Origin of the sequence: Bacteroides sp. An322, assembly GCF_002161765.1 — a bacterium.
Taxonomy (GTDB): Bacteria; Bacteroidota; Bacteroidia; order Bacteroidales; family Bacteroidaceae; genus Phocaeicola; species Phocaeicola merdavium.
Map to the genome: position 1 here is coordinate 1 of NZ_NFIN01000045.1, position 13432 is coordinate 13432.

Consider the following 13432-nt stretch of genomic DNA (forward strand, 5'->3'; position numbering starts at 1 on the left):
TATTGTTTGGTACCTGTAAAGATATAACATTTTTCCAATTGACCGGCTGATTCTGAATTGTATGTAGCCCTATAACATTATTCTTAAATCAATTCAAAACAGTTTCTAACTCTATATCATTATTTCATATTTGCATTAGACTCTGTTTTACCACAGAAGGTAATATATCAAACTCAATCAGATTATCACCTACATATAATTTAATATCAATTTTACGATGAGAAACTTATTGCAAAAATGGATTTTTCTTTTTCATTAAAATTGTATTTCTCATAAAGCTGTCGATCTATTTCTATAATAGATTGATCCCAATTAATATCACTTTGATTACTAAAGTCTTGCAGTGGAATAAATCTAAAAACATCTTGTGAGACCTGCATAGTACCTCGTCCAAAAAACAATAATGTCTTAAAAAAATTAGTACAGATATATTTGTAACAATTTTTTTGTTCAATCTTAGTGTCAAAAGGTCCAATCAAAAGGAAAGTCTCTGTACAGACTGAGTTTTGTTCTCCTATGATGGTTTCAGGTGGATTGAAAGCATTTGTAGAATAGCTGGTTGTAAAAAATAATTTATACTTGTTTACTGCTGCTTTGTTTTTTGTTATAATTTCAGGTGAAATATATCCAATCGTCCTTCTTGCTCCTCCTTTAATTCCTTTCACACCATAAATTTTTACGCTCCCATAGAAAGGATCTGCTTGTAAATTAGACAGTGGATATCTTTCTGGCGAATTAAATAAATCCTTTCTGATTCCAAACGGCTGAGTTAATGAGACTATCTCCTTAAATAAGGAGCAATTTGTCGAAGTTTTAGCAATAATAGATTGACGACGGTTGTCACGTATAACGATATCAGAATTTCCATCGGATAAGAATCTTGTAGATACAAGAAACTCTTTATTTGCAGAAATATAAGTATAACGCAACTTGCCATTGTGTTTATTACTCCAAAGAAAATAACAGACTCCACCATCTATATGCTGTCCGTTAAAGCATTCGCCAGAATCCTCATAATCATAGATGGATGCAATATGTTTATCTTCCATCATTTCTTTTCTGAATGGTTTGAGAACAGCTTTTCCTCCAATCATCCATTTTGAAGGCATAATCAGGGAAAAGTATTCAGGTCTGATCTGTTTTGCTATCCGTACAAATATTTGGTATATAGGATTTGCAGCATCGTCAGATGCACCGCTTCCATCATTGATTTGGTATGGAGGATTACCAACTATAGCATTAATCTTCATGTCTTTGCCTATTAAGTCATGCACTTTTTTAATGAATAATTCTGATTGATTCTTTATTTTGTTGATAAGATCTTCTGGAGCCCACATATTTGTCTTTGCTTTACGGAATCCGGCAAGCGTACGCTTGGTAATGCTCTTTGCCATTGGAGTCTTACAGATGACAAAGATGTTTTCAGCTATGACCTTGTCCCATACAGTCTGCTGCTCCTCTATCGTTTCTACAGCGAACAGAGAAGCCTTCACTCTGGCTCGGTAAATGCCGTATGCCATATAAAGCGGATAAAGTCCGGATTTGGAATTGATCTCCAGAATACGGGATTCAGGGGAGAAAACTTCTGCGGTAACTTCTCCTTTATCTATAAACCGTGGTTCAGATATTACATTCTGATACTCTGTGTCATAGAAGTTATAGCCTCCCAGACAGTCGCCGAGGTGCATGTTTACTACACGCCACGGAGTAAGCACCGTTTCCTTGTCCGGATTGCGGAAAGTACTGAAGATGTCCGTAATACGTTCTATTCGTTCCTCAATACTCAGTTTGTCCGCAGCACGGGCCATCGCGCGGATTCGTTTTCCGGCAGCACAGAATATTTCTGGATCATAATATTTCTTGAAGCTGTTGAATTTCTGCTTGGTCACTCCCTTGGGCATGAACTCTTCCCACGACTGTGGGTCAATAAGTGAGGCGAAATTATCAATCGTGATTTCCTGATTCTCATCACTCAGTTCTGCACCATAAATCAACAGGGGCATACGGATGGAGATGCCTCGGAGTATGGAAATGGCCGCTTCCCTGTTCTTGGTCTTCTTTTTCAGTTCTTCCAGCCGTTTCAGTTCTTCCTCCGTAAGTTCCTTCTTGGGTTTCTTTTCCAGCTTCTCCTTTTCCTCGTATTCCTCATTGTTCAGGCCTTGACTGTTGATGTCCACCTGGTTGGTCTTTGGCATAGCTTTGGTCTGGCCGATAATCTTTTTCAGGGCATCGAATTCCTGTAGTTCCAGATCATCCAGTTTCATCAGCTCATCGTTATACAGACTGTTGTCTTCAAACCCGTTACGGACGACACGTTCCACATATACCCGTTTCAACTGTTCCAACATACGGGGTACATCAAAGCGGTTCATCTGTGAGCCCTCTATGGATATGATGGGACAGAAATTGATAAACTCACCCATAGCCTTACGGTCGCTTTGTGAAGTTTTTCCGGCTTTGGACGATATTTTGGCTGTTTCAGCAATCACTTTCAGGGTACGGTCAGGAGCAAAATCAAAAACATAGCACTGCTCCTTCATCCGTCCGTTGATGGTTGCCGGTGTCTGTACGCGGAAGATGGTTTGCATATAACTGGATGCGGCTGTATTATAGGAACCGGACAGCATGAACACGGCAGTCCATGCCTTTACACTTACTCCAGTCGTCAGCCGTCCACAAGAGAGGGTAATGGTCCGTGTAGCATCCGGATCTTTTCCGATAGCCTGTTCCACGGCTTCCAGGGCATCACGGCTCTCCTCGTCCTGATCACCGTCACCGGCTACATTGACTACCTTGAAATGCTGGAACACCGGATGTGTCTGGAGCATGGCACTCAGTGCCCGTGCTTCCTTCACGCCGGGCACCATCCAGAGGGTATGGCGGAAAATATTCCTATATTCCTCGTTGGCATATGGATAAAGGCTGTCCTTGTCCTCCTTGGTAAGAAGATTCAGAAAAGCCCGCACATCTTTTTCATGACAGAAACCGCCAGCCTCATTGACCCGGAAAAATTCCCTGAAGTTAAAGGCGACATCCTCATCTACAAACTCATGAAGCAGCCGTCCCAAATCGTAGGTATAGATATTGAGTGTAGGCAGTGAGGCATACGGATTGGGATCACCAAAATGGAGTTCGTCCCAGCTCACCTTGGCCCGCTGTTCCATCACATAGTCCCATGTATAGATTTCATTCTCTTTGAAATCATCCAGCAGGTTGAATGGAGTACCTGACAGGCGTAATACTTTGGTCTGTTCCTTGACCAGCTCTCCCATAACCGCTTTACCCAGTTCGGTCTGGGTGCCTTCGTGCGCTTCATCAACGATAATCAGGTCCCAATCGGTAGCAAAAACCTTGTTATTCTTGTCAAAGTTACCACCTACAAGTTCAGAACCGCGCAAATCCTGCATGGAGGCAAAATAGACATAATGCAATCCGTGACTTTCTGCCTGCCGTTCAAGACTGTCGTAACTTTCCCCGTTGTTCTTGGAACCGTATGCAAAATCCTTGCGGTCGTAAAATATCTTACCGAAATCCTCAAACCATCCGGCATCCACCACAGGACGATGAGTCAGAATCAGGATACGCTGAAACTCCATATCCTTGACAACCTGCAGAGCAGACAGGGTCTTTCCGAAACGCATTTTTGCGTTCCAGAGCATCTGGTTGCCTTTTCTGAACTGTTTTTTAGTCTTGTTGATGGCTTCTTGTTGTTCCGGCCGGAATACAATCGGGGAATATTCCTAGGTAACTTCCGCTGATGAAAGAGAGCTCCGGCCTTCCTTGACAGCCGCAATGGCACGCTTGACGGTTTCCAGATCGGTGATGAACCATTCATTAGCCTTGTTGACAGTATCGAAGACTTTCTTTTTGATACCGGAGCGTTCCAGAACATTGTGTACCTCTTTGTCGGTGAACGAACGGAGTCCGCCACGGTTGTAAACGGTAAGTTCCGTATATAGTAGATCGTATGCGATGCCTGCCGTCTGTGTGTACTGGTTAATACGCTTTCTTGCCGCTTCATTAAGTGCCTTGCTGTTAGGAGACAGACCGAACACGTTTTCATCCTCACAGGTTGCCTCGCCAATCTTCAGGCATCCACGGTGTGCCGTATCATTGATACGAAACACATAGATAAGTTTTAGTTTCAGGGACGATGTGAATCTCATGCTTCTTCATTTATGAGGTCGATAAATCGGATTCGTTTCCCCTTTTTGCCTGTTGCCTTGTCCGTAGCCCGCCAGTCCTTGATAATACAGTAAATTCCGTTGTGCTTGGTCAGGTCATTTTTCAGACAGCCCTCGCACGGCTCCCGTCTTTCAATCGTACCGAACAGACTTGGTTCCATCCGCACACGTTCTCCGCAACTGTCCGGAACAACACCTTTCAGTCCGTCCATCTGCCATACATTCCAGGAGATGATATAGGCTATATGGTTGATGGATTTAATTTGCGGATCTTTACCGAACTTGTTCCGGTAATATTCGATGAAGGATAAGAGAAGGGCTTCACGGGCAAGAAGAAGACTGTCGCCCTGCCATTCATAGGCATAGATGCTTCTGTAAGCATCCTTGGCTGCCTCCAGCCATTCACGCGTTGTCGTAGTATTCTCACTGACAATACGGAGCTTACGGTCAAGCAGGCCGATACGTTTCTCCACAGGAATGAATGTTCCGGTAGTCGTATCATACCGGCTTACCAGATAAGGAGCTTCTCCACAGGTAATTTCCAACCGGTTTTCCCGTACATAGTCTTTCCATGTCCTGCCTTCAGGAAAAGCAATTTTATCAGGATTGATTTCCCATGAATGTGTACCGTCTTTAGATGTCACTTCATGGTTGAATACATCCTTTCTGCCAAACCAGGCTTCATCGATAAGGTTGTTCTGGGCATTACATATCCAGGACGGAGTAAATACCTCCGCCATTTCCCGGGAACGTGTGCTTTGGGTATCCCTGTGTTTCAGGACACGGGGCATGACCACATGCCCGTTCTCTCCGGTTATCAACTCTGGGAGAATCTGTGACCCGTATTCATAACCTTTGCCGAGCTGTTCATAATCGGAAGTAGCCCAGAATATATTACACTGTTTTCCTTCCTTACTCGTCGTATGATCTTTGAGCAAGGTATTCAGTAAGTCGGGTGAAAGTTCTTTCAGCTTGTTCTCCTGTATGTCGGCTTCTCCGTTCGTTTTCTCCATCTTCTTTCTGTGCGTAAAGGGGATGAGAAAGTCCCGGTGTCTGCGTCTTTCTTAGACAGAGGGAGATTTCAGGCTATAAGGTTGATTTGCTGATGAATTATATGTAGAATTGCTAAACAACAGTTGAAATTCAATGACTTCCGGATGAAAATCCAACGGCCGGAATTGCAGGATTTTCAATAAAATGTATAACTTTGCGCAAGAGTGAGTCCCTCTGTCTAAGAAATGAATGCTTTTGCTAAACGTTCTCCAATCCTACAGACTTTTCAGAATTTGTGCATTAGCTTTGTCCACTACGGAATTGTCTAATGAGGCCAGATAAATTTGTGTGGTTGCCTCGGAATCATGTCCCATTCCTTCACTGATAACCGAAATCGGAATGTTCTTGCCTTTGGCTGCGCTTGCCCATGAATGACGGGCACAGTACATGCTAAGAGGAACGGATATATCGGCCAGTCTGGCTATTTCTTTCAGGTTCCTGTTTATTCCGGACATGACATTCCTGTAATGCCTGTGCGTATCCTTAAAAGGATATTTCAATACCGGCAAAAGATAAGGACTGAGACTGTCTTCCGGATATTTGCCGACAATCTCCTGCATACATTTTTCCCACCTGATAACCAGCTGCTGCCCGGTCTTTCGTCTGCGATATGATAAGAATCCGTTCTGAAGATCTTTCTTTTTCAGGTGAGCCATATCTATGAACGACATGCCACGGGTATAGAAGCTGAACAGGAACATGTCCCTTGCAAATTCCAGATTAGGCTGTAAGGACAGATTCAGATTCTTCATACGCTTGATGGCAGATAAGGGAACGGCACGCTTGACGGTCTTGTCCACTCCCGTATAGACATGCCTGAAAGGATTGCGCTGTTCCATCAGTTCCTTTTCCAGGGCACGGTTATATACCGCCCGAAGGATACGCATGTAGAATGAACTGGTATTCCGTATGGCCCCTTTCCCATGAAGGTAGGCTTCATAAAGCTGCATCAAATCTGAATCAATTTCGGACAGCAGAACATCCCTTTCCCCTCTGAACTGCATGAAACTTTTCAGGGTGCAGGAATAATTTTCAGCCGTGCGTATCTTGCCCATTTGTTTGAGACGGGCTATGATGCCCTGCATAAAGTTGAACAGCGACTGTCCCTCTGTATTGTTTTGAAAAGAAGCGACAATATCATCTGCCGTATATGCAGCTTTCCGGTTATCCAGTTGGCGGATAATCATGTCCAGTCGTTTCAAGTCCCATTCCATGCGTTCCTGCAAGGAAAGAAGCAGATTGCTTCGTTCCGAACTAACAACAATGATACAGCTTCCAGCTTCGTTCCATTCATCCGTAAATATCCGGTAATCCGTCTTTAACTGACGGATTACACGGTTCTGGATAATCTGATAATAGATGGTTCCTTCCTTTCCCTCTATGGTGGAAGGTCTGAATTTTACTTTAACACTGGCCATATCAATCGGATTCAGATTCTACCTGTAATTTAAGTTTCTCCTGCATCAGGCTGTCGGAAACAGCTTTCAGCTCGTTCTCGTACCCGTAAGCCTGTTTCCTGACCCATTCAATGGCCTTCTCGTCACGATGGATGTCGAAAACCTTGTTCAACTAGAGAATATCTTCCGGAGTACACCCGCTCCAGGAACGGATGGCACGGAACTTCAGGGCATCGTCTGCATATTGCCGGTTGGACTGCCAAAGTCTGATATTTCCCCATAAGGACAGGCTGCATACCACTCCCATTCCGACCAAAAGAGAAAATACTTTGCTTGACCTGATGTCAAAACTATGCCGGTGAATATGCCTTACGCATGTCGGGATCACTTCTTCTGCCTGTCCGTCAGTAGGTGTTCCGGGCTTCTGTTCCAGCTTCCCGTTTATCATCTCAATCTTGTTCTTGATTTCTTCAAACAAAACATATACATTGTCTTTTTCCATACTTTACCATCTTATTTTACGTTGTTTTTTCTTTTTCTTCTTTCTCAAATAATCGTCCAAATAACCTTCAGGTTGTTCCGGTTGCGAGTTAGGTGTGAACAGGCCTAAAGAACCGCTGTATAATTCATTGCCATGCGATTCCTGCTGATATACCGGTTCACTCTGAACAACTACCTGTCTTTCTGTTTCCGAATATGACAGTGTCTTTAACGCGGCATCTATCTTGGAATAGCTGAACTGTCTGTCTATCTTGGAGCCGCTGAAGGAATAGCCATTCATGATGAACACGATACCCTGTACTTCATCCGAATTTCCCTTGTATTTGAACCGTACATCCACTCCCTTTTCGCTTAATCCGGCAATCAGCTCCTTCCAGTTTTCGGCTTTTCTGACTTCCGTTTTAAGCAGACTGTAAAGTTCATATTTTGTCTTGTCCGGTTCCCTTAAGCGTTCAATCGTGACATGATCCTTGCCTTTGGCCATGTGAAGACCATATTTCAAGGTCAGTTCCTTACAGATGCGTGCACTCCGTAACCGCTCGTTTTTGTCGGATATGGTCCTGCCGTCATTATCTATCCGGTTGTAGGCAATATGTATATGGGGATGCTCCTTGTCGAAATGTCTGGCTATAAAGAACTGTGTGTTCCTTATGCCCATCCGTTCCATGTATTCCAAAGCTATTTCTGCCATAATCCGGCTGGTCAGCCTGCTTTCATCCTCTTTGGAAAATCCCAGTGCAATGTGTCCGACCGGTCTGGATACTTTCGGATTCATGCCGGCCTGTGCTTCGAAAGCCTTTGTTATTGTAGCAACATCCTCAATGAACAAACCGGCATGTGCAATAATCCTGGCATCCTTTTTACTGTCAATGATATAACCGGTAACCTCACGGAATCCGCTTCCCTTTACAATCTTCGCAATCATAGTAGGATATGGTTCAGCAGTTCTTCGATTCTTGCCACCTGTACACGGCATTCCAGCTTTGCCGTATTGAACCCTCCGGCATTTGCCTTATGAGCCAGCTGGTTCAGATTGTTCGCCATACCGCATAACTTACGGATATAGTCGGAATGTTCCGCTGTAAGTCTTTGTCGGACATATCCCTTACGGAAACATTCCCTCAGGTATTCGCTTGCCGATATGCCTGCGCTTCTTGCCCTGCTTTTCAGTGTATAGTAATCCGGTGTCGCCAGTTTCACGGTAACACGATATTTCAGTTTGTCGGTCGTACTCTTGGGAGGACGGCCGCCCTTGTTGTTTCTTTCTGTATTCTGTTTCTTTTCCATCTGTTGACTATTTTATAAAATGAATGTACTGATTAGACCAGCGGGATGAACCTCTCACTGCTTCCTGTAGTGGGAGCAAGCGGTTTCGGTCTGCCCGAAACACAAACTTGCTCCACTAAAAACCAGAGTCCCGCTATTTTGAGCAGCTCTGAATATGCCCTCTATAAATTCGGGAGAAATAATACCGTTCCGGTATCATCTTATGGAGGGGACAGGCCTGTTTTTCCGTTTCTGTTCATCATGTATTTTCTTATTTTGTTTGCCATATCCCGATATATCTCGGAATGAATTCTCTGGCAAAAAAAGAATATAAGTTACCAATAGTCAAACAGTTGGTCGGGATGTGGCAACAATGTAGCCTGTTGCACTTTGCATATAGGGCAATCGGTGTGGAATGCGGTATTTTTCCTGTTTGATGAAACAATGAACTAGGGAGTCAAACTGTTAGTGATTTATTGACTTGAATATTTACTGACTTAATGTCGTATTGTCGTACTGTAGTAAATATTCATGTCTGTGAATCATTGAAGGAACACTTCTTTGCTTCCTTATCTAATCAATGGCTTGGAAAAGTGATTAAATAAGGTTACATGGAAATAAACCATTCCTTATCCATTGCTATGGACATTTATTGAATCAGATTCATAGATCTTTTATTCTGTAAATCGTTATTGGATGGAGTCCCTGAATATAGGGATATTTGCAGAAAATGATATGAATATGGCCTCATAACTAGGATAATCAGCGCCACATGCTGCCTGTTAAGCGGAAACCATTGCCTTTCAGAATATATGGCTTTTCTTTGTCGCAAACAACGAAAAAAGAATAAACATCAATCAACAAAAAAGGAAACGATATGGAATTTGTAGGAATAGAAAAACAACTGTTTGAGGAATTGGTGCATATGTTTGAATACTTTGAGCATCGGGTCATGGAAATTTGCAACCGGGAGAACGACAGGACGCTGCACAAGTGGATGGATAATCAGGACGTATGCCGGTATTTGAACATTTCGCCCCGCACCTTGCAGACACTCCGTGATAACGGTACCCTGCCTTTTTCTCAAATCAATCACAAGATATTCTACAAGCCGGAAGATGTGCAGGGTATCGTCAAGAAAGTTGAGGACAGAAGGAAAGAGGCATTTTACAGAGGACGTAACATATAATAGTTAAACAATAACCACTAAATCCATAATAACATGAGTGAACTGAGAACAGACAGCAGAGAATGGGTACACCGTATCATGGGAAGTCTTGACCGTATGCTGGTCGGGATCGAGAATCTGGCGGTCGGAAACCGTCCCGTGCTGGGCGGCGAACGCTATCTGACCGACAAGGAAGTGTCGGCACAATTAAAACTGAGCAGACGTACGCTTCAGGATTATCGTAATGAAGGGAGAATATCCTACTACCAGTTGGGTGGTAAGATACTTTATCGAGAGAGTGACATTGAGAAAATGCTTCAGGAGAATTATCGGGAAGCATATATGAGTAGTAAATAAAAGATAAGCATAAAGGCTGTGTGCCGGTTTGGATAAACCAATGTCACACAGCCTTTATGCTTGTATGATGAACAATTATACATCTTCCGGCATGGGGATGACAAGGATAGACTCACTGCACCGGATTCCGTAGAATACGTCACGAACCCGCCCCTGCTGAGGTATCAGAATACCCTTTTCTACCAGATCTTTTATATCGCGTGCTGCTGTATCTGGTGATACCTTTACACGTTTTGCCCAATTCTTAGCCGTCAGTTTACCGGGATAACCGTCCAAATATAAATTCAAGACTTCACGTTGTCGTTCGGACAGGACTGTTTCGGCATGGGTTTGCCAGAATATGGCCTTGTTAAGAACCTTTGACAATGTTTCGTCGGATTGCTCGACAGAACGGAGCAGGCAGTCAAGATACCAGATGATCCATTCAGTAATTTCGCAATCTCCCTTCTGCGTTTTCTCCAATATGTCGTAATACTGTTTTTTATCTTTGTTTATCTGATGTGAGATACTGAAAAAACGCATCTTTGAGTTTTCGGCCTGTGAAAGTGCCATATCAGCAATGGCTCGTCCGATTCGTCCGTTTCCGTCATCGAAAGGATGGATGCAGACAAACCACAAATGGGCTATCGCCGATTTTACATAGCCGTTATGTGCATCTGAATTGAACCAGTCCAGAAACCGATTCATTTCTTCGTCTATTCTTTCAGGAGCAGGCGCTACATAATGTATCTTTTCCCGACCGAACATTCCAGAAATAACTTTCATCTCTCCACTGCGGTATCGAGCTACATCTATTTTCGTTGGACCGCTCCATCCGGTAGGAAACAGGCAGTTGTGCCAGCCGAAGAGTCTTTCATGGGTAAGCGGACTGTTGAAATTGACGGTTGCGTCAAGTGCCATTTCCACTACTCCGTCTATATATCGTGAGGATTCGGTCGGATTCGGTAGTTGTACTCCGAGTTTGCGGGCTACAGATGAACGTACCTGCTCATTGTTCAATTCCACTCCTTCAATTTCTGATGATGCAATGATGTCATGAGAGATGGATTCAACTACGGCAGACATCCTGTCGTTAAAACCGATTACACTAAGGCGTCCCATCAGATAACCGACAGCTTTGTTTACCTTGTTCAGCTTCTCACCGACAAGTTCCTTGTTCCACGAAAAGGAAGGCCATTCTTTATGTTCATGTATATACATAGGTATCACTGTTTTCTGCAAATATACGGTTTTGCGGATAATTAACCGCAATATTTGCGGCTTATTATCCGCATAAAACAGTGAAATTAATATTTATCAGCATTTTAGATATGACTTATGGTTACCATTCACCATGCAGATAACCATTGACTTTTCAGATTGGAACAGTCTGCTGATTATATACTTACGTAATTGTTGGGCCGGATAAGTATTAATCTGAAAGGCAAGTGCAAATATCATTTCCAGGTTATAGACTACCTGATACCTCTCTTTTAACGGAATACGTTGTTCTGCGGTGAATGGTTGCAATATCCCCAGTTTATATATTCTTCTTTTCGCAGCCCTTAAAGTTGGTGCAACTACATTGAACAAGCCGACAAGTTCGGCTTCGTCCATACGAATCTTATCAGGATGGACAGCAGGAATAACAATCCTGCCGTCCTCCGTTATATGGATAATTTCTCTTTTCATAAGCTACAGACAATTTGAAAGTACATCCCTTACATTATTCATATCTTTCAGAATGGAACTGTCGAGTACCCTTGCATAGTGTTGCGTCATCTTGATATTGGAGTGACCAAGCATTTTGGCTACATTCTCAATGTTTACCCCATTGGCCAAACAAACAGATGTGGCGTACGAGTGGCGGGCTATATGTGTAGTCAGGTTCTTCTTTATCAGACACAGGTCGGCAATCTCTTTCAGGTAACTGTTCATCTTCTGATTGCAGGGAACAGGCAGTAATACTCCTTTCTTTTTGCAGGCAGGATAATCTGCATATTTTCTCAGGATTTCCAAAGGAATATCCAGTAGCGGAATGTTACACATGTTCTTTGTTTTCTGACGTGGCTTCCTGATCCACAGGTTGCCGTTGTTGTCTTTTACGATATGCTCAGGGGAAAGCTGTTGTACGTCAATGAAAGCCAGGCCGGTAAAGGCAGCAAAAATAAAAACATCACGGACTACGGTGATTCGCTCCAAAGGAAACTCCTTGTGGTAGATAGTCAGCAGTTCGTCCATGGTAAGAAATTCACGGATTACTTCTTTTTCGTGGAACTTGATACCGATAAACGGATCCTTGGCTATCCATTCATTGGCCAGTGCCAGATTGGTAATCTTCTTCAGACATTTCATATAACGGATAACGGTATTCTGCTGACATTCTTTTTCAGTCTTCAAATAAAATTCAAAGGCACGTACCAGCTCACCGTTGACTTCAGCCAGCGGCAGATCATCCTTTCCGTATTTCTGTCTGATAAGTTCGGCAAGATAGCGCTTGCAGCTTTCATAACGGCGAACGGTAATCAGGGCGTAGTCTTTACCGACCAAGGCACGGCATTGGTCATTGTGCTCCTGCATGGTACCGATGAGGGTGCGTACCGCTTCCGGTTCTTTGTCCTGTCCGAAAAATATTTCCTGTAACAGACGTGCCGTTATAGGCTGGTTCTGTTCTTCCAGCTCACAAAAAATCTGATGTAACTTGATTCTCGCATTTTCGATATAGGCATTCAGATCGCATGATTTGCGACTTTTGCCTCTGGCAGATTCCTTTGCCTGACTCCAGAGAGACGGGTCAATGCTTTTGCGGATGTTGTTTTCAACTCGCGTACCATCTACAGTGATACGCATACAAACGGATGCTTCTCCGTTTTTCAGCAGCTTGGTCTTCTTCAAGAAGAAAAGCACATTAAATGAACTTCTTTTCATTTTCCTACAGTTTTTAGTTTGGACAAAAGTAGGAAACCGACCACGTTTTCTTGATACGCAAAACATTGCAAATCAGTGAGAAAGACTCTAATTCGGTGGAGATTTTTGCTCCACCTTTTATCTCCACCTTTTGCTCCACCTCGAACGGTAATATTTTGCCGTTTTTTGCGTGCTTGGGGAAAACAAAAAATCCCGATTTCGCTTGGAAATCAGGATTTTACTGTCTTTTTCTTTTCTTCAAAGTGGTGCCACCAGGAATCGAACCGGGGACACAAGGATTTTCAGTCCTTTGCTCTACCAACTGAGCTATGGCACCGACTTTACAACCGTTTGTTCTTAATTTCGGGTGCAAAAATAGGCAAAGTTTTTGAATCTGCAAACTTTTTAAAGAGAAAGTTTAAAAAATCATTGAAAAGCATACAAATGTGCAGAGTCCAACAGCAAGTGCAACACGGCTCTTTCATTTAAGCTTAGATAAAGGCACATAATCCCCCCCACCCACTTCTTATTGGAAGCAGGAATTTTGTTGTAATTGATACCCAATATGTTACGAATCCTCTGAAATTACAAATTATCTCATTTTTGAGCCAGCATATGCA

9 protein-coding genes, 1 tRNA gene and 2 pseudogenes are annotated in these 13432 nt (G+C 43.1%); 2 read left to right on the forward strand and 10 right to left on the reverse strand.

Translation table 11 applies throughout. The annotated features are described in order from the left end of the window. Positions 1–212: 212 nt before the first annotated feature. The 6 genes and pseudogenes from B5F91_RS14340 to B5F91_RS14365 all read right to left on the reverse strand — a co-directional run bounded on the left by B5F91_RS14340 (position 213) and on the right by B5F91_RS14365 (position 8422). A pseudogene (locus B5F91_RS14340) lies at positions 213–4166 on the reverse strand (Eco57I restriction-modification methylase domain-containing protein). After that, positions 4163–5197 carry a hypothetical protein gene (locus B5F91_RS14345; protein WP_022459662.1) on the reverse strand — a complete coding sequence of 345 codons (1035 nt, stop codon included), beginning with the start codon at positions 5195–5197 and terminating at the stop codon, positions 4163–4165. The pseudogene B5F91_RS14340 and the gene B5F91_RS14345 overlap by 4 nt, the downstream one beginning before the upstream one ends. A gap of 255 nt (positions 5198–5452) precedes the next feature. Then, positions 5453–6655, reverse strand: a complete 1203-nt coding sequence (locus B5F91_RS14350; protein WP_087429717.1) for a site-specific integrase — start codon at positions 6653–6655, stop codon at positions 5453–5455. Position 6656: 1 nt separating this feature from the next. After that, positions 6657–7136 (reverse strand): annotated as a pseudogene (locus B5F91_RS14355) (hypothetical protein). A gap of 3 nt (positions 7137–7139) precedes the next feature. Then, complete coding sequence (locus tag B5F91_RS14360; protein WP_087429718.1) at positions 7140–8060, reverse strand: relaxase/mobilization nuclease domain-containing protein; 921 nt, start codon at positions 8058–8060, stop codon at positions 7140–7142. Further along, on the reverse strand, positions 8057–8422 hold the full coding sequence (locus B5F91_RS14365) for a MobC family plasmid mobilization relaxosome protein (protein WP_087429719.1): 366 nt from the start codon (positions 8420–8422) through the stop codon (positions 8057–8059). Before B5F91_RS14365 ends, B5F91_RS14360 begins: the two co-directional genes overlap by 4 nt. Positions 8423–9278: 856 nt before the next feature. On the opposite strand from B5F91_RS14365, the gene B5F91_RS14375 reads away from it, so the two are divergent. Both B5F91_RS14375 and B5F91_RS14380 read left to right on the forward strand, forming a co-directional pair. Continuing rightward, the gene (locus tag B5F91_RS14375) at positions 9279–9590 is read left to right on the forward strand and encodes a helix-turn-helix domain-containing protein (RefSeq protein ID WP_087429721.1); all 312 of its coding nucleotides are present in this window, start codon (positions 9279–9281) and stop codon (positions 9588–9590) included. A 33-nt stretch (positions 9591–9623) separates the two neighbouring features. Beyond that, positions 9624–9926, forward strand: coding sequence for a helix-turn-helix domain-containing protein (locus B5F91_RS14380; protein WP_008141865.1), 303 nt, complete (start codon positions 9624–9626; stop codon positions 9924–9926). Between the two features lie 75 nt (positions 9927–10001). Here the strand turns inward: B5F91_RS14380 and B5F91_RS14385 are convergent, their stop codons facing one another. The 4 genes from B5F91_RS14385 to B5F91_RS14400 all read right to left on the reverse strand — a co-directional run bounded on the left by B5F91_RS14385 (position 10002) and on the right by B5F91_RS14400 (position 13149). Then, complete coding sequence (locus B5F91_RS14385) at positions 10002–11126, reverse strand: Fic family protein (RefSeq protein ID WP_204244703.1); 1125 nt, start codon at positions 11124–11126, stop codon at positions 10002–10004. Between the two features lie 96 nt (positions 11127–11222). After that, on the reverse strand, positions 11223–11597 hold the full coding sequence (locus B5F91_RS14390) for a hypothetical protein (protein ID WP_087429723.1): 375 nt from the start codon (positions 11595–11597) through the stop codon (positions 11223–11225). 3 nt (positions 11598–11600) lie between these two features. After that, positions 11601–12833 (reverse strand): site-specific integrase, encoded by a 1233-nt coding sequence (locus tag B5F91_RS14395; RefSeq protein WP_087429724.1) that lies wholly within the window; start codon positions 12831–12833, stop codon positions 11601–11603. Positions 12834–13076: 243 nt separating this feature from the next. After that, positions 13077–13149: transfer RNA gene (locus B5F91_RS14400), tRNA-Phe, on the reverse strand. Between the last annotated feature and the right edge of the window lie 283 nt (positions 13150–13432).

Coding starts and splice junctions, on each gene's coding strand:
- B5F91_RS14360 (WP_087429718.1), bottom strand. CDS start 8,060: ATGATTGCGAAGATTGTAAAGGGAAGCGGATTCCGTGAGGTTACCGGT.
- B5F91_RS14390 (WP_087429723.1), bottom strand. CDS start 11,597: ATGAAAAGAGAAATTATCCATATAACGGAGGACGGCAGGATTGTTATT.
- B5F91_RS14345 (WP_022459662.1), bottom strand. CDS start 5,197: ATGGAGAAAACGAACGGAGAAGCCGACATACAGGAGAACAAGCTGAAA.
- B5F91_RS14365 (WP_087429719.1), bottom strand. CDS start 8,422: ATGGAAAAGAAACAGAATACAGAAAGAAACAACAAGGGCGGCCGTCCT.
- B5F91_RS14375 (WP_087429721.1), top strand. CDS start 9,279: ATGGAATTTGTAGGAATAGAAAAACAACTGTTTGAGGAATTGGTGCAT.
- B5F91_RS14395 (WP_087429724.1), bottom strand. CDS start 12,833: ATGAAAAGAAGTTCATTTAATGTGCTTTTCTTCTTGAAGAAGACCAAG.
- B5F91_RS14385 (WP_204244703.1), bottom strand. CDS start 11,126: ATGTATATACATGAACATAAAGAATGGCCTTCCTTTTCGTGGAACAAG.
- B5F91_RS14350 (WP_087429717.1), bottom strand. CDS start 6,655: ATGGCCAGTGTTAAAGTAAAATTCAGACCTTCCACCATAGAGGGAAAG.
- B5F91_RS14380 (WP_008141865.1), top strand. CDS start 9,624: ATGAGTGAACTGAGAACAGACAGCAGAGAATGGGTACACCGTATCATG.